This window comes from Curvibacter sp. APW13 (assembly GCF_032337135.1).
Taxonomy (GTDB): Bacteria; Pseudomonadota; Gammaproteobacteria; order Burkholderiales; family Burkholderiaceae_C; genus Allorhodoferax.
Genome location: NZ_JAVXZZ010000002.1, coordinates 993,079 through 1,012,986, shown reverse-complemented (window position 1 = coordinate 1,012,986; position 19,908 = coordinate 993,079). Strand labels below are relative to the sequence as shown.

21 protein-coding genes and 2 riboswitches are annotated in these 19,908 nt (G+C 65.4%); of the genes, 19 read left to right on the top strand and 2 right to left on the bottom strand.

What is annotated here, in order from left to right; all coding sequences use genetic code 11:
• The first annotated feature begins 7 nt into the window (after positions 1-7).
• Positions 8-245: riboswitch (cobalamin riboswitch) on the top strand.
• Between the two features lie 71 nt (positions 246-316).
• The 17 genes from RQP54_RS12975 (at position 317) to RQP54_RS12895 (ending at position 16,265) form a co-directional block, all read left to right on the top strand.
• Positions 317-2,221, top strand: a complete 1,905-nt coding sequence (locus tag RQP54_RS12975) for a TonB-dependent receptor (protein ID WP_315678756.1) — start codon at positions 317-319, stop codon at positions 2,219-2,221.
• 38 nt (positions 2,222-2,259) lie between these two features.
• A complete protein-coding gene (locus RQP54_RS12970; RefSeq protein WP_315678755.1) occupies positions 2,260-3,684 on the top strand; it encodes a cobyrinate a,c-diamide synthase in 1,425 nt (474 codons plus the stop codon).
• Positions 3,681-4,529 carry an ABC transporter substrate-binding protein gene (locus tag RQP54_RS12965; protein ID WP_315678754.1) on the top strand — a complete coding sequence of 283 codons (849 nt, stop codon included), beginning with the start codon at positions 3,681-3,683 and terminating at the stop codon, positions 4,527-4,529. Before RQP54_RS12970 ends, RQP54_RS12965 begins: the two co-directional genes overlap by 4 nt.
• The gene (locus tag RQP54_RS12960) at positions 4,526-5,110 is read left to right on the top strand and encodes a bifunctional adenosylcobinamide kinase/adenosylcobinamide-phosphate guanylyltransferase (protein WP_315678753.1); all 585 of its coding nucleotides are present in this window, start codon (positions 4,526-4,528) and stop codon (positions 5,108-5,110) included. Before RQP54_RS12965 ends, RQP54_RS12960 begins: the two co-directional genes overlap by 4 nt.
• Positions 5,107-6,000 (top strand): helical backbone metal receptor, encoded by an 894-nt coding sequence (locus RQP54_RS12955; RefSeq protein WP_315678752.1) that lies wholly within the window; start codon positions 5,107-5,109, stop codon positions 5,998-6,000. The genes RQP54_RS12960 and RQP54_RS12955 overlap by 4 nt, the downstream gene beginning before the upstream one ends.
• The gene (locus RQP54_RS12950; protein ID WP_315678750.1) at positions 5,997-7,076 is read left to right on the top strand and encodes an iron ABC transporter permease; all 1,080 of its coding nucleotides are present in this window, start codon (positions 5,997-5,999) and stop codon (positions 7,074-7,076) included. Before RQP54_RS12955 ends, RQP54_RS12950 begins: the two co-directional genes overlap by 4 nt.
• An 8-nt stretch (positions 7,077-7,084) precedes the next feature.
• Positions 7,085-7,900 carry an ABC transporter ATP-binding protein gene (locus tag RQP54_RS12945; RefSeq protein WP_315678749.1) on the top strand — a complete coding sequence of 272 codons (816 nt, stop codon included), beginning with the start codon at positions 7,085-7,087 and terminating at the stop codon, positions 7,898-7,900.
• The gene (locus RQP54_RS12940) at positions 7,897-8,259 is read left to right on the top strand and encodes a (2Fe-2S) ferredoxin domain-containing protein (protein WP_315678748.1); all 363 of its coding nucleotides are present in this window, start codon (positions 7,897-7,899) and stop codon (positions 8,257-8,259) included. Before RQP54_RS12945 ends, RQP54_RS12940 begins: the two co-directional genes overlap by 4 nt.
• A gap of 19 nt (positions 8,260-8,278) precedes the next feature.
• Positions 8,279-8,848 (top strand): cob(I)yrinic acid a,c-diamide adenosyltransferase, encoded by a 570-nt coding sequence (gene cobO / locus RQP54_RS12935; RefSeq protein ID WP_315678747.1) that lies wholly within the window; start codon positions 8,279-8,281, stop codon positions 8,846-8,848.
• 9 nt (positions 8,849-8,857) lie between these two features.
• The gene (cbiB, locus tag RQP54_RS12930; RefSeq protein ID WP_315678745.1) at positions 8,858-9,850 is read left to right on the top strand and encodes an adenosylcobinamide-phosphate synthase CbiB; all 993 of its coding nucleotides are present in this window, start codon (positions 8,858-8,860) and stop codon (positions 9,848-9,850) included.
• Positions 9,847-10,863: an aminotransferase class I/II-fold pyridoxal phosphate-dependent enzyme gene (locus RQP54_RS12925; protein ID WP_315678744.1), complete on the top strand. Its 1,017-nt coding sequence runs from the start codon at positions 9,847-9,849 to the stop codon at positions 10,861-10,863. Before cbiB ends, RQP54_RS12925 begins: the two co-directional genes overlap by 4 nt.
• An 8-nt stretch (positions 10,864-10,871) precedes the next feature.
• On the top strand, positions 10,872-11,507 hold the full coding sequence (queE, locus tag RQP54_RS12920) for a 7-carboxy-7-deazaguanine synthase (protein WP_315678743.1): 636 nt from the start codon (positions 10,872-10,874) through the stop codon (positions 11,505-11,507).
• 22 nt (positions 11,508-11,529) lie between these two features.
• The gene (gene queD, locus RQP54_RS12915; RefSeq protein WP_315678742.1) at positions 11,530-11,973 is read left to right on the top strand and encodes a 6-carboxytetrahydropterin synthase QueD; all 444 of its coding nucleotides are present in this window, start codon (positions 11,530-11,532) and stop codon (positions 11,971-11,973) included.
• Positions 11,973-13,436, top strand: a complete 1,464-nt coding sequence (locus tag RQP54_RS12910) for a cobyric acid synthase (protein WP_315678741.1) — start codon at positions 11,973-11,975, stop codon at positions 13,434-13,436. The genes queD and RQP54_RS12910 overlap by 1 nt, the downstream gene beginning before the upstream one ends.
• 30 nt (positions 13,437-13,466) lie before the next feature.
• Positions 13,467-13,656: riboswitch (cobalamin riboswitch) on the top strand.
• Between the two features lie 68 nt (positions 13,657-13,724).
• The gene (cobT, locus tag RQP54_RS12905) at positions 13,725-14,816 is read left to right on the top strand and encodes a nicotinate-nucleotide--dimethylbenzimidazole phosphoribosyltransferase (protein WP_315678739.1); all 1,092 of its coding nucleotides are present in this window, start codon (positions 13,725-13,727) and stop codon (positions 14,814-14,816) included.
• Positions 14,816-15,637: an adenosylcobinamide-GDP ribazoletransferase gene (locus RQP54_RS12900; RefSeq protein WP_315678737.1), complete on the top strand. Its 822-nt coding sequence runs from the start codon at positions 14,816-14,818 to the stop codon at positions 15,635-15,637. The genes cobT and RQP54_RS12900 overlap by 1 nt, the downstream gene beginning before the upstream one ends.
• A 61-nt stretch (positions 15,638-15,698) precedes the next feature.
• Positions 15,699-16,265: a histidine phosphatase family protein gene (locus RQP54_RS12895; RefSeq protein ID WP_315678736.1), complete on the top strand. Its 567-nt coding sequence runs from the start codon at positions 15,699-15,701 to the stop codon at positions 16,263-16,265.
• Here RQP54_RS12895 and RQP54_RS12890 read toward each other — a convergent pair.
• Positions 16,239-17,045, bottom strand: a complete 807-nt coding sequence (locus RQP54_RS12890; protein WP_315678735.1) for an HDOD domain-containing protein — start codon at positions 17,043-17,045, stop codon at positions 16,239-16,241. The genes RQP54_RS12895 and RQP54_RS12890 overlap by 27 nt on opposite strands.
• 20 nt (positions 17,046-17,065) lie before the next feature.
• Positions 17,066-17,707, bottom strand: a complete 642-nt coding sequence (nth, locus tag RQP54_RS12885) for an endonuclease III (protein ID WP_315678734.1) — start codon at positions 17,705-17,707, stop codon at positions 17,066-17,068.
• Positions 17,708-17,842: 135 nt separating this feature from the next.
• On the opposite strand from nth, the gene RQP54_RS12880 reads away from it, so the two are divergent.
• Positions 17,843-19,030, top strand: coding sequence for a PLP-dependent aminotransferase family protein (locus RQP54_RS12880; protein WP_315678733.1), 1,188 nt, complete (start codon positions 17,843-17,845; stop codon positions 19,028-19,030).
• A 127-nt stretch (positions 19,031-19,157) separates the two neighbouring features.
• Positions 19,158-19,904: a DUF1295 domain-containing protein gene (locus RQP54_RS12875; RefSeq protein ID WP_315678732.1), complete on the top strand. Its 747-nt coding sequence runs from the start codon at positions 19,158-19,160 to the stop codon at positions 19,902-19,904.
• Positions 19,905-19,908 lie beyond the last annotated feature (4 nt).

Below are 19,908 nucleotides of genomic sequence, written 5' to 3'. Positions count from 1 at the left end.
CCATCGGCGTAGAATCGCCCCCGTTGGTGCTCGCGGTGTGGTTCACACGCCGCAGTTCAACGGGAAGCAGGAGGGTATGCCCCACTCAGGGGAGTACCTAACCTGCGCTGCCCCCGCAACGGTAAGTGGACGAGCCAGCCGGCTCCGCTTCCATCACAGCCACTGGGTGTTTGAACACATGCCCGGGAAGGCGATGGAGGTTGATTCCACCAGCCCGGATACCGGCCAACACGGTGGTAGTGCGCCTGGCGTACTGCCGTTTTGCCCAAGGCTGTCGGGGACGACGGCGCGGGTGTTTAGCCAGTCTTTCTTCTCTATGAAAAGCTCATTGAGCGTGGCGCGTTGGAGCGCTGTGTCCTTGGCCGTGGGTACCTTGTGCCCGGCTTTTTCCCAAACTACCTTGCCGGAGGTGGTGATCACCGCGACCCGATTTGAGGAGCCGGCCAAGGGAGCCCCCTATGCGGTCAGTGTCATCACGGCTGACGATTTGCGAGCCAGCGGTGCGAGCTCGGTCAGCGAAGCGCTGGCCCGGATGCTGGGTGTACCTGGGCGGCTCGATACATCCGGAGGGGGCAACTACACCATGGATCTGCGGGGTTTTGGCTCAACTGCCGATCGAAATCAAGTGGTGGTGGTGGATGGGCGGCGCCTCAAGGACGACGATTTGTCGGCGACCAATCTGTCCGTGATTCCGATTGAAACCGTCGAGCGGATTGAAGTGCTTCGGGGCAGCGGAACGGTCCAGTACGGTGAAGGTGCGACGGGCGGTGTCATTGTCATCACGACCAAGTCAGGCAAGGGTCTACAGCAACAAAACTCCGCTACCGTGGGGGCAACGGTTGGATCCTTCGACACGCGGGAAGTGCGCACCTCTGCGGTACTGGCCAGTGGCGGTTTTCTTGTAGACGTCGCTGCCAAGGATTTCAAAACCAACGGCCATCGTCAGAATTTCGCCTCGACGGTGAACAATTTGTCCTCGACGCTGCAGTGGAGTGGGGATGATCTGCGAGTAGGGCTGTCTACGGGCCGTCAGCTGATGCAGAGCGGCTGGCCAGGATCGTTGACCGCGGCACAGTACGCCGCAGATCCGTCCCAGGCATCTTCCCTGATCAACTTCGGTACTGCCAAAACCGAATATGCGGGGGTGTTTGCCCAGTACCTAGTCGGCGACTGGGAGTTTGGTTGGGATACGAATTCGCGCAGCAAGGTTTCCCGCAGCCGAACCTGGGGCATTGACGTCAGCGCCATGAACACAAACGTGCGGGCGCGGCACGAATACACGACGGATGCGGTGTCCAATGCGTTCACCGTGGGTGTCGACACCATGCAATGGTCTGGTCAGGACATCAACGCCGTCCTGTCTGACAGCCAATCGTCGGCCCTGTATCTGACTGACGACGTTACGCTGTCACCGACAAAGACGCGATTCAGCGTGGGCGTGCGCACAGAAGCTGATACCAAGAAGCGTTCTTCCTCCAACGTAAGGGTTGACGAACGACCATTGGCTTGGCATGCGGGTGTCAATCAGGAGTTGGCGCCTTCTTGGGCGGTGTATGGGCGGGTCGGTTCCAGTTACCGGCTGCCGACGGCCGATGAGTTCACCTACGTGCTCTCGGGTGTCGTGCTGCAGATGCAGACATCCAAAGATTTTGAGACCGGTTTGCGTTGGATGGAAGGCGCCGACAAGGTTGAGATTCGCTACTACCGAAATGAACTGACCAATGAGTTGGGGTTCGATCCCGTGGTCAACGGTGGGAATGGAGCGAACGTCAACTTTGATCCATCCCGGCGCCAGGGTATTGAACTGGAAGTCCGTCGTGCGATGACAAAAACGTTGGATGCTCGCGCGAACGTCGCCTGGCGTGAAGCCAAATACGTTGCTGGCACCTACGCAGGCAATGATGTTGCTCTGGTGCCGCGACAGACCGCTTCATTCGGTGCCAACTGGCGACCGGCCGCTGGGCATTCTGTGGATGGTGTGCTTACTTGGGTGTCCAGCCAAAGCCCAACCTTCACCAACCAATGTGAAATGCCCGCGTATACGACCATGGATGCGCGCTATGCCTACCAGACGACTCGTTGGGAACTTGCGTTGGGTGTCAAGAACCTTGCGGATGCAAAGTACTACACGCAGGCATTTCGCTGTACTGGCGGTGTGACAGCATCCATCTATCCGGAAGCGGGTCGGGCTTTTACCGCGTCTGCACAATGGCGTTTCTGAAGAGGATAGGCTAGAGACGAAAGGATACGCACCGGAAAATGACCACCTCCTGCCCCGCCATCCTCATTGCCGCCCCGGCCTCCGGCCAGGGCAAGACGACCATCACCTCGGCGCTGGCGCGCCTGCACACGCGCCTGGGGCGCAAGGTGCGGGTGTTCAAGTGTGGGCCGGACTTTCTGGACCCGTACTGGCACCAGTTGGCCAGCGGCGCACCGGTGTACCAGATGGACCTGTGGATGACGGGCGAGGCCGACTGCCGCGCCCGTCTGCATGCCGCGGCGCAGGAGGCGGACCTGATCATCGTGGAGGGTGTGATGGGCCTGTTCGACGGTGAACCCAGCGCAGCCGACCTGGCGCAGCGCTTTGGTCTTCCGGTGCTGGCGGTGGTCGACGCGTCCAGCATGGCGGGCACTTTCGGCGCCTTGGCCTTTGGTCTGCAGCACTACCGCCCCGACATGCCTTGGGCTGGGGTGCTGGCCAACCGGGTCGCCAGCGAGCGCCATGCCGCCATGCTGGCCCGAAGCGTGCGTGACCCTGCTCACTACCTGGGGGCCGTGATGCGTGATGCGGGCATGACGCTGCCGGAACGCCACCTGGGTCTGACGGTGGCGAGTGAAGTGGGGGACGCGATGGCGCGCCTGGATGCGGCGGCCGATGCCTTGGCCTCCACGCCGCTGGGGCGGATGACGCTGGATGATCTGCAGCGGTGGGCCGTGGACTTTGCTGCGCCCGAAGTCTCGGCAGAAGGATGGGGGGCCGGGCTTTTTGCGCAGGTAAAGGAGGAGCCCGCAACGCGGGCGGGGGACACGGAGCAAAGAGCCCGGTCTCCCAGCCGTTTCATAGGTTTGCAAGGCAAGACCATTGCCGTGGCCCGTGACGCCGCCTTCTGTTTCCTCTACGCCGCCAACCTCGACACCTTGCGTGCGCTGGGTGCCGAGCTGGTGTTCTTCTCGCCTTTGGCGGACGCGGCATTGCCCGCGTGTGATGCGGTCTGGATTCCCGGTGGTTACCCGGAATTGCACGCGCAGAGCTTGGCCACCAACACCGGCCTGCGCGACAGCCTCGCCGCCCATGTGGCCGCAGGCAAGCCCGTGTGGGCCGAGTGCGGCGGCATGATGGCCTTGTTTGACACCCTGACGCTGGTGGACGGCGAACGCGTGCCGATGTGGGGCCTGCTGTCTGGCGAGGTCACCATGCACAAGCGCCTGGCGGCCCTGGGGCCGCAGCAACTGGCACTGGCCAGTGGCACCCTGCGCGGGCACACCTTCCACTACTCCACCACGGCAAGCCCCTTGCCGCCGGTGGGCCGCACCGCGCGGCCCGACACCGATCCGCTGCCCGACGCTGGCGAAGCGCTGTGGCAGCAGGGGGCGGTGCGCGCCAGCTACTTCCATGCCTGGTTTCCGTCTTGCCCGCAGGCGGTGGTGGAACTGTTTACCGCGACCGCTGGAGGCACCCCATGAACCACGACTGGCGAGCCGCCCCGCAGGGTCCGCAGCGCATTGTCTGCATGACCGAGGAAACCACCGAGTGGCTGTACTTGCTGGGGCAGGAGCAGCGCATCGTCGGCATTTCGGGTTACACCGTGCGTCCGCGCCGTGCCCGCGAAGAAAAACCCAAGATCAGCGCCTTTACCAGCGCCAAGATCGACAAGATTCTGGACCTGCAGCCCGACTGCGTGCTGGGCTTTTCGGACATGCAGGCCGACATTGCTTCCGAGCTGGTGCGCCGGGGCGTGCAGGTCACCATCTTCAACCAGCGCAGCGTGGCCGAGATCTTTTCCACGCTGGCCCAGATTGCTGCCATGGTGGGGCAGTCGGCGCAGGGCGCGCAGCACATCGCGGCGTGGCAGGCCCAGTTGCAGGCCATGGAAGCGGCCGTAGCCCAGCGCGTGGCCGCCGGTGCGCGCCGCCCCAAGGTGTATTTCGAAGAGTGGGACGAACCGCCTATCAGTGCCATCCGCTGGGTGTCTGAACTGCTGGGCATTGCGGGTGGTGACGACTGCTTTCCCGAGCTGGCACGAGAGCGTGCGGGCAAGCAGCGCATCATTGCCGACAGCGCGGAAATCGTGCGCCGCAACCCCGACATCCTTATCGGCTCCTGGTGCGGCAAGAAGTTCCGCGCCGAGAACGTGGCGGCGCGCGCAGGCTGGCAGGCGGTGAACGCGGTGCGCCACGGCCAGCTGTTCGAGATCAAGTCCTGCGACATCCTGCAGCCCGGCCCGGCCACGCTCACGGATGGGGTGGCGCAGCTGCATGCCATCGTCACGCGCTGGATGGAAGCCGACCAACGCGGAGAGTTCGCATGACGATCAGCACCATTGCCAGGAGTGAACTGATCCTGGGTGGCCAGAAAAGCGGCAAGTCGCGCCGGGCCGAGTTGCTGGCGCGCCAGTGGCTGGAGCAGGGCGCCGACCACCGCGCCGTGCTCATTGCGACCGGACAAGCCTGGGACGACGAAATGCGCTCGCGCATCGCGCGCCACCAGGCTGACCGCGCCGATCGCGTGCCGGGCATGGCCACGGTGGAAGAGCCCTTGGCGCTGGCGCAGGCCATTGCGCAGCACAGCACCCCCCAGACCTTGCTGGTCGTGGATTGCCTCACGCTGTGGCTCACCAACCTGCTCATGCCCGCCGATGGACAGCCAAATGTGCGTTTGGCCCGCATGGAAACTGCGCAGACAGGTTCTCTTTTGGTAGCAATTGAAAATGCCCCCGGCCCTGTGGTGCTGGTCGGCAACGAGATTGGTCTGGGGGTGATTCCGCTGGGCGCCGAGGTGCGGGCTTTTGTGGACGCGCTGGGCCAGCTCAACCAACGGGTGGCGCAGGTGTGCCAGCGCGTGACCCTGATGGCAGCTGGGTTGCCACTGACCTTGAAGGATGCTCCATGAAACGAATGCAATGGATGCTGGCGGTGCTGCTGTGTTGCATGGCCAGTGCGGCAACGGCGCTGCAGGTCACCGACGACCGGGGCGTGACTGTGACCCTGCCCGGGGTGCCGCAGCGCATTGTCAGTCTGCTGCCCTCGCTCACCGAGACCGTGTGCGAACTGGGTTACTGCAACCGCCTGGTGGGGGTGGACCGTTATTCCACCTTCCCCGTCGAGTTGCACAATCTGCCGCAGGTCGGGGGCGGCATCGACCCGAATGTCGAAATGGTGCTTGCCCTGCGGCCCGACGTGGTGCTCATGGCGAAGTCCTCGCCTGCGGTGGCGCGCCTGGAGTCTTTGGGGCTCAAGGTGCTGGCGCTCGAGCCCAAGACCCATGCCGACGTGCAGCGCGTGATGCTCAGGATCGGCCAGTTGCTGCAGGTCCAGGATGCCCAGCGCATCTGGCGCGCCATCGATGCCGGGGTATCGGCGGCGGCCCAGTCCTTGCCAGCCAGCGTGCGCGGCACCCGGGTCTACTTCGAGGTCAACCCCGGCCCCTATGCGGCCAGTGAAGCGTCCTTCATTGGCGAGACGCTGACGCGACTGGGGGTCAAGAACATCGTTCCGGCATCGCTGGGGCCCTTCCCCAAGCTCAATCCCGAATACGTTGTGCGGGCCAACCCGGACATCATCCTGATTGGCCAGAGCAGCGCGGCCTCGCTGGCTACGCGCCCGGGCTGGACGGGCATGCGGGCCATGCGAGAGCAGCGCATCTGCGACTTCGCTCCGGACGAAGCCAATGTACTGGTGCGGCCCGGGCCGCGCATGGCCGAGGCGGCGCGCATCATGGCGCGCTGCCTGGAGGCCAAGGCCCCGCGCACGTCGGCGGGCGTATCGGGGGCGAAGCCTTGAACGACCCGCGCGCATTCTGGCTCGGTGGTGCGGGCCTGGCAGTTGCCCTGGCACTGCTGGCTGTGGGCGTGTGTGTGGGAAGCACCGGTTGGGAAAACCTGATCGGCCCGCTGCTGCAACCCGACCGTCACCCGGACATGGCCGCCATGGCGCAGCAGATCGTCTGGGAAATCCGCCTGCCGCGCACCCTGGGCGCCTGGGCGGCCGGGGCCTTGCTGGGCCTGGCCGGGGCTGTGGCGCAGGGCCTGTTCCGCAATCCGTTGGCCGACCCGTATCTGCTGGGCAGCGCCTCAGGCGCGTCGCTGGGTGTGGCCCTGGCGCTGGCGGCGTTGGGCGGTGGCGCCGGCATGCTCGGGGGCGGCAGCATGATGAACGGGGCCGTGGCCGTGAGCCTGTTTTCCAGCAGCGTCTGGGTGCGCCTGGGGCTGACTGGGGCTGCCTTTGCCGGTGCCGTGCTGGCGGTGCTGCTCACCTTGCTGCTCTCGCGCGGCGTGGGCCACACCCTGCGCCTGCTGCTCGCGGGCGTGGTGGTGGGCGTGGTGCTGGGCGCCATGACGCATCTGGTGCTGCTGGTCTCGCCCGATTCGCTGCAGGCCATGCAGGCCTTCATGCTGGGCTCCACCGCGTTCGTGGGCTGGACGGCGGCCTCGCTCATGGCCGGCGTGTGGCTGCTGTGTGTGCTGGCCGCCTGGCTGCTGGCGCGTGTGCTCGACGGGCTGAGCCTGGGCGACGCCACCGCTGTGAGCCTGGGGCTGCCGGTGGCGCCCATGCGCGCGGCGCTGGTGGCGGTGCTGGCCCTGGCCACCGGCACGGCGGTGGCGCAGACCGGGCTCATCGCCTTTGTCGGCCTGGCGGCACCGCACCTGGTGCGTTCCCTGGTCAAGACCACCCACGCGCAGCTGATGCTGCTCTCCAGCCTGGTGGGCGGCGTGCTGCTCATGGCGGCCGACACCCTGGCGCGCTCGATCCTCGCGCCGCAGGAGCTGCCAGTGGGCGTGCTCACCGCGGTGCTCGGTGGCGGCTACCTGCTCTGGCTGATGCACCGGGGCGGTGTCCAAGGTCGGGGGCATGCATGATGCTTGCTATGAATAACGTAGCTGTATACGCGAATTCTGTAAGGGCTAGCCTCGGAATTGGCGCTGCAAAGCGCGAGGTATTGCACGGTGTGTCGCTGGACCTCGCGGCGGGGCAGTGGACCAGCATCGTCGGCCCCAATGGCGCGGGCAAGTCCACCCTGCTCAAGTGCCTGGCGGGCGTGCTGCCCTACAGCGGTACGGTGCAACTGCTGGGGCAGGACCTGCACGCATTGCCTGCGCGCGAACGCGCCCGCACCCTGGCCTGGCTGGGCCAGAACGAATCGTCCGCCGACGACCTGACAGTGTGGGATGTGGCCATGCTCGGTCGCCTGCCGCACCAGCCCTGGCTGGCCGCACCCAGTGCTGCTGACCACGCCGCCGTAGAGCAGGCCCTGCGTTCCACCCAGGCCTGGGATTGGCGCTGCCGCACCCTTGGGCAACTTAGCGGTGGCGAGCGCCAGCGCGTGCTGCTGGCGCGTGCATTGGCCGTGCAGGCCCAGGTGCTGCTCATGGACGAGCCCTTGGCCAACCTGGATCCGCCGCACCAGGCCGACTGGTTGGCCGTGGTGCAGGGCCTGGTGGTGCAGGGCGTCACCGTGGTGAGTGTGCTGCACGAGATCGGCATGGCCCTGCACGCCGACCGTGTGGTCGTCATGGCCGAAGGTCAGTTGGTGCACCACGGTGCCAGCGGCGACCCTGCTACCCATGAAGCGCTGGTGCGCGTGTTTGACGGGCGCATCGCGATCCACGCCCTGGCCGGGCAGTGGGTGGCGTTGCCAGTCACCGCGCCAGGGCCCCAGACCCACTCCCAGGAATCCGAATGAACGTCGATACTCCCAAGCCCTCCATCAACCCCTTCAAGCACTACGCGCTGGTGTGCACCGGTCCGCGCTGCGGTGCAGACGGCGCGGCGCAGGCGCTGTACGACAGCCTGTGGGGCAAGCTCAAGGCGGCGGGCATCCATGAGGGGGCGCACCGCACCAAGTTCAACGCGGTGGGCTGCTTCGGTGCCTGCAAGGGCGGGCCCATCTTGTGCGTGCAGCCGGACAACACCTGGTACTACAACGTCACGCCGGCCAACCTGGACCGCATCATCGAAGAGCACCTGATCGGCGGCCAGCCGGTGCAGGAACTGGTGTTTCACCAGGGCGGTGAGGCCTGCGCCGCCCAGGAACCCCGGTAGACCAAGCCAAGAGAACACCATGCAGATCGAAACACCTCCCAGCGAAAAGCCCTACGAGAAGCCCGAGGGCGAGCGCCGTGGCATCGTCATCGTGAACACCGGCGACGGCAAGGGCAAGAGCACCGCCGCCTTTGGCCTGGCGCTGCGTGCCCATGGACGCGGCAAGAAGGTAAAGATCTTCCAGTTCATGAAGGTGCCTTCGGCGCGCTTTGGCGAGCACCGCATGTTCGAGCAGTTGGGCATTCCCATCGAAGGGCTGGGCGACGGCTTCAGTTGGAAGAGCCAGGACCTGGAGCACAGCGCCCAGCTGGCCCGCAACGGCTGGGAGAAGGCCAAGGCCGCCATCCTCAGTGGCGACTATTTCATGGTAACGCTCGACGAGGTGACCTACCCGCTGATCTACGGCTGGCTGCCGCTGGACGATGTGTTGCAGACCCTGCGCACACGTCCCCGCGAAGTGCACGTGGTGCTGACCGGGCGGCGCTGCCCGCCCGAACTGGTGGAGCTGGCCGACACCGTGACCGAGATGCAGATGGTCAAGCACGCCTTCAAGGCCGGCATTCCCGCCCAGCGCGGTATCGAAGACTGAGCCGTGGCCATGGGCTGGGCACTCTCCCTGCATGCCGCCCCGTTGGGCGCGGCCATCGTGGGCGTGTCCCTGCTGCTGGCCCTGGCAGTGGATCGTTGGTGGGGGGAGCCACCGGTGCGCTGGCACCCCGTGGTGTGGATGGGCAACTTTCTCGGCCGCTCGGGCGGCTGGCTGCAAGGCCATGCCCTGCAGGATCCGATAAAGCGCGACTACAAGGCGTTTTGGCTTGCAGCCCTCGTATGGATTGCGGGGGCAGCTCTTTTTTCCATAGCGGGCTGGTGGCTGCAACAGGGGCTGTTGGCACTGCCGTGGTGGCTCGCCGCGCTGGGCCTGGGCCTGCTGCTCAAGCCCATGCTCGCCTGGGCCCTGCTGCGCCAGGAGGTGCAGGCGGTGGAGTCGGCGCTGGGCGAGTCGCTGGAGGCGGGGCGCGAGCGCCTGCGCACCCTGGTGAGCCGCGACGTCAGTCAGCTGGACGCCACCACGGTGCGCGAAAGCGCCATCGAGACCCTGGCCGAGAACCTCAACGACTCGGTGGTGGCACCCGTCTTCTGGTTTGTGCTGCTGGGCCTGCCGGGTGCGGTGCTGTTTCGCTTTGCCAACACGGCGGACGCCATGTGGGGCTACCCCGGCATCTACCACGGCAAGAACTGGGCCTGGGCCGGCAAATGGGCGGCGCGGGCCGACGATGTGCTGGGCTGGGTGCCGGCGCGCATCACGGCCCTGTTGCTGATGCTGGTGGGGCGGGGCAGGGGGCTGAGGCAACTGCGTGCCGAGGCCGCTCGCCCCCCCTCGCCCAACAGCGGCTGGCCCATGGCGGCCATGGCCCTGGTACTGGGTGTGCGGCTCGCCAAGCCCGGCGGCTACGTGCTGCATGCAAGCGGGCGCTCGGCCCAGGCTGCAGACACCGCACAAGCCTTGGCGTATGCATCAAAATCGGTGCTGGCCCTTATGGTAATTGCGCAGGCAGCTATGGTTTGTATAGCGGTTAGGGGTGGCTCGTGAGTTCCACTGCGGGGCAGCGGGTCCACGGCGGCACGGATGGGCTGGGCGCAGCGCCATACGACTTTTCCACCAACAGCCATCCCGCCGGGCCGTGCCCACAGGCCTTGGCTGCCGTGCAGGCGGCCGATGCCACACGCTACCCCGACCCGGCCTACACCCGACTGCGGGCCGCGCTGGTGGCCTTCCATGGCGTGGTGCCCGGGCGCATCGTACTGGCCAGCAGTGCCAGTGAGTTCATCTTCCGCCTCAGTGCCTGGGTGGCACGCCAGGGCGGGCGGCATGTGCATGTGCCAGCCCACGCCTATGGCGACTACCTGCACGGCGCGCAGGCCTGGGGGCTGGAGCCGGTGGCCTCGCCGGACGCTGCCGACCTGGTGTGGGCCTGCGAGCCATCGAGCCCGCTGGGGCAGGCGCATACGGATTGGCCACGTCGCCTGGACCACCCGCAGGCACCGCTGTTGGCCCTGGACTGTGCGTACGCTCCCCTGCGGCTGCAGGGCCAGCCCACCTTGGGCACCGCACAGCTGGAGCGCGTGTGGCGGCTGTACTCGCCCAACAAGTCGCTGGGCCTCACCGGCGTGCGGGCGGCCTATGCCGTGGCGCCTGCCGATGCGCAGCCAGCCGCTGCCGCGCTCGATGCCCTGGCCCCCAGCTGGGTGATCGGTGCCCATGGCGAGGCCATGCTGCGGGCCTGGACCGAGCCCGGGGTACAGCAGTGGCTGCAGGCCAGCCTGGACCCGCTGCGCCAGTGGAAAGCCCGACAACTGGAGCTGTTGCAAGGCCTGGGCTGGGACTGCCAGCCCAGCGATTCCCACTACTTCTGCGCACGAACGCCCCAGGCTCTGGACCTGGGGGCGCTGCGCGCTGCGGGCATCAAGCTGCGCGACGCCACTTCCTTTGGGCTACCCGGCTGGTACCGGCTGGGTACGCTCCCACCGCAGGCGCAAGACGCCCTGGCCGCTGCATGGCGGGCCCAAGGCGGCGACAATACGCACCCCCCAGTTCCCGTTTGAGTGCGTGCATGACCTACAGCGTCAAGGAAATCTTCTATACCCTGCAAGGTGAAGGCCACCATGCGGGGCGCCCGGCCGTGTTCTGCCGTTTCGCCGGCTGCAACCTCTGGAGCGGGGTGGAAGAGGGCCGCGCCAGCGCGGTGTGCCAGTTCTGCGATACCGACTTCGTGGGTACCGATGGTGAAGGCGGCGGCAAGTTTGCCGATGCCGCCAGCCTCGCTGCGCGCATCAACGCCCTGTGGCCCGCCGATTACCCCGCGCAGAAGTACGTGGTGTGCACCGGTGGCGAGCCGCTGCTGCAGTTGGACGAACCCTTGATCGACGCCCTGCATGCGGCCGGGTTTACCGTGGCCATCGAGACCAACGGCACCATTGCGGTGCCAGCGGGCGTGGACTGGGTGTGCGTGAGCCCTAAAATGGGGGCTGATCTCGTCGTGCGCAAGGGCAATGAAATCAAGGTCGTGATCCCGCAGCCGGGGCAGCCCTTGGAAGACTATGCCGCGCTGGACTTTGAACACCATTTCGTGCAGGCCATGGATGGGCCGCTGCAGGCGACCAACCTCAAGTTGGCGATTGACTACTGCAAGGCGCATCCGCAGTGGAATTTGTCGGTGCAAACCCACAAACTGCTCCAAATTCCCTGATGCCAAACACCAGGACCGCAACATGCTGACCATTACCCGCAAGATGGAATTCGATGCCGGGCATCGCATTCCCGACCACGCCAGCCAGTGCCGCAACCTGCACGGCCACCGCTACACCCTGCTTGTCACCCTGACCGGCGATGTGGTGCAGAAGGACGGCGAGTCCGACAACGGCATGATCATGGACTTCGGTGACATCAAGGCCCTGGCCAAGGAACACCTGGTCGACCTCTGGGACCACGCCTTCATCGTCTACGAGAACGACACCGCCGTACGCGCCTTCCTGGACAGCATGCCCAACCACAAGACCGTGGTCATCGACCGCGTGCCCACGGTGGAAAACCTGGCGCAGAAGGCGTTCGACATCCTCAAGGACGTGTACCACGACCGTTTTGGCCGGCACCTGTCGCTCACCAAGGTCACCCTGTACGAGACCCCCAACTGCTGGGCCGAGATCGACGGCTGATGCTTGCCAAGTGCGTGATGGTGCTGGGCACCACCAGTGGCGCGGGAAAAAGCTGGCTGACCACGGCCCTGTGCCGCTACTACGCACGCCAGGGGCTCAAGGTGGCGCCGTTCAAGGCGCAGAACATGAGCAACAACGCCCGGGTAGTGGCGTCCGAAAACGGCCAAGGCGAGATCGGTTCCGCCCAGTATTTCCAGGCCCTGGCCGCTGGCGCCGTTCCCGACGTGCGCATGAACCCGCTGCTGCTCAAGCCTGAAGCCGACACCCACAGCCAGGTGGTGCTCATGGGGCAGGTGAGCGAGCAGCTCTCGCGCATGCCCTGGCGGGGGCGCAGCGCGCACGTTTGGCCGCAGATCGGCGCCGCATTGGACGCCTTGCGAGCCGAGAACGATGTGGTGGTGATCGAGGGTGCCGGTTCCCCGGCCGAAATCAACCTGCACGCCAGTGACATCGTCAACATGCGCGTGGCGCTGCATGGCGATGCCGCCTGCCTGCTGGTGACCGACATCGACCGTGGTGGTGCCTTTGCCCACCTGTACGGTACCTGGGCGCTGTTGCCTGAGGATGAGCAGCGGCTATTCAAAGGCTTTGTGCTCAACAAGTTCCGGGGCGACGCCACGCTGCTGGCCCCGGCGCCGCAGATGCTGCAGGACCTGACCGGCGTACCCACCGTGGCCACGCTGCCCATGTGGTGGCACCACGGGCTGCCCGAAGAAGACGGTGTGTTCGATGACCGCAGCGTATCCGCTGGGCGCGTGACGCGCACGGTGGCGGTGGTGGCCTACCCGCGCATCAGCAACCTCGACGAATTCCAGCCACTCAAGAACATTCCCGGCGTACGCCTGCAGTGGGTGCGCAGCCCCAAGGAACTGGCAGGCTTGTCCCAGGACGACTGGATCATTCTGCCGGGCTCCAAAGCCACGGCGGCCGACCTCGCCTGGCTACGCAGCCAAGGGCTGGACGCTGCCATCGCCCAGCATGCGACGCAGGGTGGGGCGGTATTGGGCATTTGCGGCGGATTGCAGATGCTGGGGCAGGAACTACGTGACCCGCATGGTATCGACGGCAATGCGGTGGGCTTGGCGCTGCTGCCGCTGGTGACCGAGTTTGCGCAGGACAAGACGGTGTGCCACACCAAGACGGTTTTCTCCGCACAGTGGCCGCAAGGTGGTGCACGCTGGTCCGCGCTGGCAGCTACGCCCGTGGCGGGCTACGAAATCCACCACGGTCAGACCCGCTCTGTGGACACGAGCGCCCATACGGTGCTGCCCGACGACCTGGGCTGGTGCAACGATGCGGGCAACGTGCTGGGCGTCTATCTGCACGGCCTGTTCGAAGAACCCGCTGTGCTGCAAGCGCTTTTCGGTGCCGATGCGCCCACGCTGGACCGCGTATTCGATGGTCTGGCGGACTACATCGGAACCCACTTCACACCGGGCTTTCTGGACAGCTTGGTGCGCTGAATCGGCGCGGAACTGCAGGCGAGGGCGCTGGTATCATCGCCAGCTTCAGGTGCCCGCTGGTTACGGCCGCGGGAGAATCGGGAAGACGGTGCAAATCCGTTGCGTGCCCAACGCTGTAAGGACGATGCCCACCACGTAAACCACTGGCTGCCAGGCCGGGAAGGTGTGGGAAGGCAGATGACTCCAAGCCAGAAGACCGGCCTGATGCTTTTCTTGGTGCTGCAAGGCCGGGCAGCGCTCCAGGACACGCTTAGCGTGTCCTCAACCATTCATGCACAGGGGACTGCCTTGAATACATCACTTCCTGTCCTGTCGGACATCGCTACGCCTGCTCTCACCACCGCACTGCAGGACAAACTCAACAACAAGACCAAGCCGCTGGGCTCGCTCGGCCGCATCGAAGAGCTGGCGCTGCAGATCGGTCAGATTCTTGGTACAGAAGCCCCCGTGCTGGACCAGCCGCAGATGGTGGTGTTTGCAGCTGACCACGGGCTGGCCGCACGCGGCGTATCGGCCTTTCCGAGCGACGTGACCTGGCAGATGGTCGAAAACTTCCTCGCGGGCGGCGCAGCCGTGAGCGTGCTGGCACGCCAGCATGGGCTGGCGTTGACCGTGGTCGACTGCGGCGTCAAGCACGACTTCCTGGCTGGCTTGCCTGCGGGCAGTACGCGCCCAGGCTTGCAGGTGCGCAAGGCCGCTTCGGGCACGGCGGACTCCAGCCAAGGCCCGGCCATGACCCGCACCGAATGCGAGGCGGCGCTGGCCCATGGCATGGACCTGGTGCGCGGCCTGCCAGGCAATGCCTTGCTGTTGGGTGAAATGGGCATTGGCAACACGTCGGCCGCTTCGCTGCTGCTGGCCAAGCTCACTGGGCTGGGCATCGTGCAATGCACCGGCGCCGGTACCGGGCTCGATGCCCCGGCGGTAAAACGTAAGGCCGCCATCCTGCAGGAAGTTCTGGACCGCCACGCCGACCAGCGCGAGCCACTGGACGTTCTGGCAGCGGTGGGTGGTCTGGAAATTGCCACGATGGTCGGCGCCGTGCTGCAGGCCGCACACGAGCGCCGCGTGGTGCTGGTGGACGGCTTCATTGCCACCAGCGCTGTGCTCGTGGCCCACGCGCTGCAGCCGCTGGTGCTGCAGCGCTGCGTGTTTGCCCACCGCTCGGGCGAGCGTGGCCACGAGTTCATGCTGCAGCACCTGGGCGTGTGTCCGCTGCTGGACCTGGGCCTGCGCCTGGGCGAAGGCTCGGGCGCAGCACTGGCCTGGCCGCTCCTGCAGTCGGCGTGCGCCGTTCTGCGCGAGATGGCCAGCTTTGCCTCGGCCGGGGTGTCGGACAAGTCGGGCGAGGTGCCCACCGAAGCGCCCGCGCAGGCCTGATGCAGCCCATTCGCCATTACCTGCTGGCTGTCCAGTTCTTTACCCGCATCCCGGTGACGGGGCGCCTGGCTGAATGGGTGGGCTACAGCCCCGCCATGCTGCGGGCCAGTGCTGCGCACCTGCCGGGCATTGGTGTGCTGGTGGGTGGGCTGGTGGCGCTGCTGTCCTGGGGCATGCTGCAGGCCCTGCCCCCGGGCCCATTCAGCCCGCTGGTGGTGGCGGTGCTGGGTACCGTGTTCACGGTGCTGCTCACCGGCGGCTTCCATGAAGACGGGCTGGCCGATGTGGCCGATGGCCTGGGCGGCAGCTACGACCGCAACCGCGCGCTGGAGATCATGAAGGACTCGCGCGTCGGGGCCTTTGGTGCCATGGCGCTGGTGCTGGCACTGCTCTCCAAGGTGAGCTTGCTGGCGCTGCTGGGCAGCCACGGGGCGAGCTTGATGGCGCTGGCCTTGCTGGCCGCCCACGCGGTGTCTCGCACCTGGCCGCTGCTGGTCATCCGCCTGCTGCCGCATGTGGGCGATGTGGCTGGCTCCAAGTCCAAGCCGCTGGCCGACCAGATCAGCCTGGGCGCGCTCGCGGCCGGTTTTCTATGGTGTTTTTGCCTTGTTGCCGGCGTATTCATTGCGTGGCCAGCTATGGTTTCAGTAGCATCTGCGGGATGCGTGCTGGGTAGCGCAGTAGCGGGCTCGGCACTGGCAGCGGCGGCCATGGCCTGGCGCCTGCAGCGTCGTTTGCAGGGCTTCACGGGGGATGGTCTGGGGGCCACCCAGCAACTCGGTGAAATCGGCTTCTATCTGGGCTTGGCCTTGGCGCTATGAGCGTAGCGCCGGGCCGCCCCAAGCACACTCGCACCGCAGTGCGCAGCACGGAGGTTTTCCAGTGAAGCTGTGGCTGCTGCGCCATGCGCGCCCTCTGGTGGACAGCGGCGTGTGCTACGGCGCCCTGGACGTGGCCGCTGACGCGCAAGCCACGTTGGAAGCCGCCCAGCAGGCGGCTACGGCGCTGCCCGCAGACCTGCTGGTCTGGTACTCGCCGCTACAAAGATGTGAGCGGCTTGCGCATGTTCTGCAAGGACTGCGGCCTGATTTGACCATGCAGTCCGAGCCACGCCTGCGCGAGATGGACTTCGGAAGCTGGGAAGGCGTGCGGTGGGGCGCGATCGGCCTCGAGGCCATGGATGCCTGGACGCAGGATTTCGGCAACTACCGTTGTGGTGGCGCTGAGTCTGCCAACGCCATGCTTGCCCGGGTGGGGCAGGCGCTGGAGGACTTTGGCCGTCAGCTGGCAGCCTTGCAGTGCGACCAGGGTCTGTGGATCACCCATGCGGGCGTGGCACGCTGTGTACAGCTGTGGACGAAGGGGCTACGCCAGCTTGAATCGGCCGCCCAGTGGCCCAAGGATGCCCTGGCCTGGGGCGCCCTACACCAGGTTCATGTCCACGAATGACTCGGGGTCGGGCCGGGTGGCCTGCAGGTCGGCAACGTCAAGTGCCAACGTATCGACCAGCACAGCCGGTAGCTCAGATACTGGATCCGGCGTTTCCGGTGGCATATCGGCCAGCATCGATGCCAGGTGAATGATGGCGGCCAAGGTGGAAAACGGGCGCGCAGCGATGGGTTGGCCCAGGTGCGAGAAAGCCGCCACCACTTCGTCGGGGAAGTCCCAGCGGCGTGCCACTTCGGCCATGAGCTGGCCTTCGTCGAACCCGAGGACGGTGCGTTCCCGCAGCCAGCGTTCGCCTGGCAGGGAAGGCGGGTTTTCTATCTGATCGACCAACTGCGGGGAGCTCAGGGCGATGACCAGTTCGCCCAATCGGTGCATCATGCCCGCCATCCAGGCCTGGGCTTCGTCCTGGTGCAGCTTGTGGGCCAGCCATGCCGCATACCCGGCGCTGACCATGCTGTGGCGCCAGAACACCAGGCGATTGAGATTGCTTGGCAGTTTGAAGGTCTGCGTCATGCAGATCGACAGCGCTCGTGCTCGGATGTGCGACATGCCGACCACCTGGACGGCGTTGTCCAGGGTACTGACCGAGCGAGAGAGGCCAAACATGGCGCTGTTGGCCATGCGCAGCAGGGTTGCAGTGAGGGCAGGGTCCTTGGCAATGATGTCGCGAACCGTCACGATATCGGCATCATCGTCCTTTAAAGTGCGCATTAGCGCTTGGGCAGCTTCTGGCATGGCGGGAAGCTTGAGGGCGCGCAGGAATTCGGACGGAGAGGCCATGGTGTTAGCGTAACGCAATCTCAGGGTTTTGGCGAATGCGAAAGCTTAAATCGGCATAGCGAAGCCACCGCGCAGGCATTGCATTTTGGAGTGCTTGCCTTACAAACGTAGCGTCCGTGCAGGATGAGCCAGTGGTGGGCATGCTGCAGGTAGGCGGGAGGAACCTGCTTGAGCAGCTTTTTCTCCACTTCCAGCGGCGTTTTGCCCGGGGCCAGGCCGGTGCGGTTGGCAACACGGAATACGTGGGTGTCCACCGCCAGCGTGGGCTCACCGAATGCAATGTTCAGCACCACGTTGGCCGTTTTGCGCCCGACGCCGGGCAACGCCTCCAGGGCCTCGCGGTCGTTGGGTACCTGGCCACCATGTTCCCGAACCAGGATTTCACAGGTCTTGAGCAGGTTCTTGGCCTTGGTGCGGTAGAGGCCGATGGTCTTGATATGTTCTTCCAGCTGTTCCAGACCCATGTCCAGCAGCGCCTGCGGTGTGTTGGCTTTGGCGAATAGCACCCGGGTTGCCTTGTTCACGCCCACGTCGGTGGCCTGGGCCGACAGCAGGACGGCGGCCAGCAGCTCGAAGTCGCTGCTGTATTCCAGTTCGCTGCGAGGGTGCGGGTTGGCCGCCTGGAGGGTGGCAAAGAACTGTTCAATGGCTGGTTTTTTCATCAGGTGCTGGCGGCGATGACGGCTGGAATTCTCGAATCCTTCGGCGACAATCCATGCTATCCGCTTTTTGCTGCGGTGCACGCGGGCGCCACAAGCGCCCCGTTTCGATTACCTGCATCCATCCCTCACACAACCATGCAATTTGCCGACCGCCTCAACAACGTAGAAACCTCCGCCATCCGCGAACTGTTCAAGCTGCTGGGCAAGCCCGGCATCATCAGCTTTGCCGGCGGTTTCCCCGACCCGGCCCTGTTTGACGCCGAGGGCATTGCCCTGGCCAGTGACGCGGTTCTCAAGGGAGCCCCCGGCGCCGTGCTGCAGTACGGCGCGACCGAAGGCTACCAGCCATTGCGTGAGGCGCTGGTAGGGTTCATGGGCGCCAAGGGCGCCACTGTTGCTTCCGACGGCCTGATCGTCACCACCGGCTCCCAGCAGGCGCTGGACCTGATCGGCAAGACCATGATTTCACCGGGCGACAAGGTCATCGTCGAGGCACCGACCTTCCTGGCCACCATCCAGTGTTTCCGCCTGTACGGCGCCCAACTCATCAGCGCACCGGTCGATGCCAATGGAGTGGACGTGGACAAGCTCGAAGCACTGATTGCCGAGCACAAGCCGAAGCTTGTGTACCTGATCCCGACCTTCGGCAACCCCAGCGGTGCCACCCTGAGCCTGGAGCGCCGCAAACGCGTGTTGGAACTGGCTGCCAAGACCCAGACCCTGGTGGTGGAAGACGACCCCTATGGCGAACTGTATTTCGACCAGGCGCCGCCTGCCAGCCTGCTGGCCCTGAGTGACCAGGTTCCCGGCAGTCGCGAGTGGCTGGCCCATTGCGGCTCGTTCAGCAAGATCCTGTCGCCGGGGCTGCGTGTGGGTTGGCTCATTGCCCCCACCGCATTGCTGGCCAAGGCCACCATGTGCAAGCAGTTCAGCGATGCGCACACCAGCAACCTCACCCAGGCCATTGCCGCCCAGTACCTCTCCATGAACCGGTTGGCCGGTGCACTGGCGGTCGTGCGCCGCACCTACGCCGAACGCGCCAGCGTCATGGCCGAGGCGTTGCGTCGTGAACTGGGTGATGCGATTGCCTTCAACCAGCCTCAGGGCGGCATGTTCTTCTGGGCGCGGCTCACGGGGGCGCATGGCCGGCAGAGCGACGCCAACGTGTTTGCCAAGGCTGCCATCGACAAGTTGGTGGCCTTTGTGCCCGGCGCGCCGTTCTTTGCCAACAACCCCGATGTCTCGACGCTGCGACTGAGCTTTGCCACCGCGGACAAGGACAAGATCAACGAAGGCATTGCGCGCATGGCGCAGGCACTCTGAACCCTCGCTATCGGGGAAACCCCTAGAAGGTCAGGCTTCTAGAGGGTTTCCACCAATCGGGTCTTTCCCATGGAAAAACCCCCATTCCTGTCTGATCATTCCTGCGTTTATCGCAGTAAATGAATTCATGACGTCCCCTGCCACTCCTGTCGCGTCTGCACACCAAGGCCCCGGCTGGGCCTTGTTCATGCGGCGCTGCACCGATTACCTGTCTTCTGATTTTCTGGGCGGTCCGCGCCCCTGGAAGTTCTCGTGGGTGATCAACTTCCAGAAGGGTGGCACCTTCGTCTTCCTGGGCTTGCTCATGGCGCTGTACGGCAATACGTCGACGGCAGCGTGGGTCTATCTGGCCCTGCATGGCACCTATGGACTGGTCTGGTTGCTCAAGGACTTTGCCTTTCCCGACCCCAACTGGCAAAAGCGCATCACCATTGGGGGCGGCATCAACGCCTTCCTGTTCGTACTGGGCCCGTACTGGCTGTTTGGCTGGTTGCTGATTTCGGGCACATCGCAGCCGCGCTATCCGCTGCCTGAATACGCCTGGTATTGCCTGTGCATCAGCCTGTGCATGTTCGGCAGCGTGCTCATGATTGCGGCGGATGCCCAGAAGTACTTCACGCTGCGGGTCAAGCGCGGCCTGATCACCGATGGGGTGCACCGCTACATTCGCCACCCCAACTACCTGGGCGAAATGATGATCTACGGCAGCTTTGCCCTGATGGCCTGGCATTGGCTGCCGGTGCTGGTACTGGCGTGGGTGTGGGGCTGCCTGTTTGCCGTGAACATGGTCCTCAAGGAGGCCAGCATGTCGCGTTATGCCGAGTGGGCGGCCTACAAGCGGCGCAGTTGGTGGCTGGTGCCCTTCGTGCTGTAAGGAG

Excerpts from the sequence above, each read along its gene's own strand:
- nth (WP_315678734.1), bottom strand. The coding sequence starts at position 17,707 with ATGAAAAAACCAGCCATTGAACAGTTCTTTGCCACCCTCCAGGCGGCC.
- RQP54_RS12890 (WP_315678735.1), bottom strand. The coding sequence starts at position 17,045 with ATGGCCTCTCCGTCCGAATTCCTGCGCGCCCTCAAGCTTCCCGCCATG.
- RQP54_RS12955 (WP_315678752.1), top strand. The coding sequence starts at position 5,107 with ATGAAACGAATGCAATGGATGCTGGCGGTGCTGCTGTGTTGCATGGCC.
- RQP54_RS12945 (WP_315678749.1), top strand. The coding sequence starts at position 7,085 with ATGAATAACGTAGCTGTATACGCGAATTCTGTAAGGGCTAGCCTCGGA.
- RQP54_RS12875 (WP_315678732.1), top strand. The coding sequence starts at position 19,158 with ATGACGTCCCCTGCCACTCCTGTCGCGTCTGCACACCAAGGCCCCGGC.
- RQP54_RS12960 (WP_315678753.1), top strand. The coding sequence starts at position 4,526 with ATGACGATCAGCACCATTGCCAGGAGTGAACTGATCCTGGGTGGCCAG.
- RQP54_RS12975 (WP_315678756.1), top strand. The coding sequence starts at position 317 with ATGAAAAGCTCATTGAGCGTGGCGCGTTGGAGCGCTGTGTCCTTGGCC.
- RQP54_RS12940 (WP_315678748.1), top strand. The coding sequence starts at position 7,897 with ATGAACGTCGATACTCCCAAGCCCTCCATCAACCCCTTCAAGCACTAC.
- queE (WP_315678743.1), top strand. The coding sequence starts at position 10,872 with ATGACCTACAGCGTCAAGGAAATCTTCTATACCCTGCAAGGTGAAGGC.
- RQP54_RS12880 (WP_315678733.1), top strand. The coding sequence starts at position 17,843 with ATGCAATTTGCCGACCGCCTCAACAACGTAGAAACCTCCGCCATCCGC.
- RQP54_RS12965 (WP_315678754.1), top strand. The coding sequence starts at position 3,681 with ATGAACCACGACTGGCGAGCCGCCCCGCAGGGTCCGCAGCGCATTGTC.
- RQP54_RS12970 (WP_315678755.1), top strand. The coding sequence starts at position 2,260 with ATGACCACCTCCTGCCCCGCCATCCTCATTGCCGCCCCGGCCTCCGGC.
- cobO (WP_315678747.1), top strand. The coding sequence starts at position 8,279 with ATGCAGATCGAAACACCTCCCAGCGAAAAGCCCTACGAGAAGCCCGAG.
- RQP54_RS12900 (WP_315678737.1), top strand. The coding sequence starts at position 14,816 with ATGCAGCCCATTCGCCATTACCTGCTGGCTGTCCAGTTCTTTACCCGC.
- queD (WP_315678742.1), top strand. The coding sequence starts at position 11,530 with ATGCTGACCATTACCCGCAAGATGGAATTCGATGCCGGGCATCGCATT.
- RQP54_RS12910 (WP_315678741.1), top strand. The coding sequence starts at position 11,973 with ATGCTTGCCAAGTGCGTGATGGTGCTGGGCACCACCAGTGGCGCGGGA.
- cbiB (WP_315678745.1), top strand. The coding sequence starts at position 8,858 with ATGGGCTGGGCACTCTCCCTGCATGCCGCCCCGTTGGGCGCGGCCATC.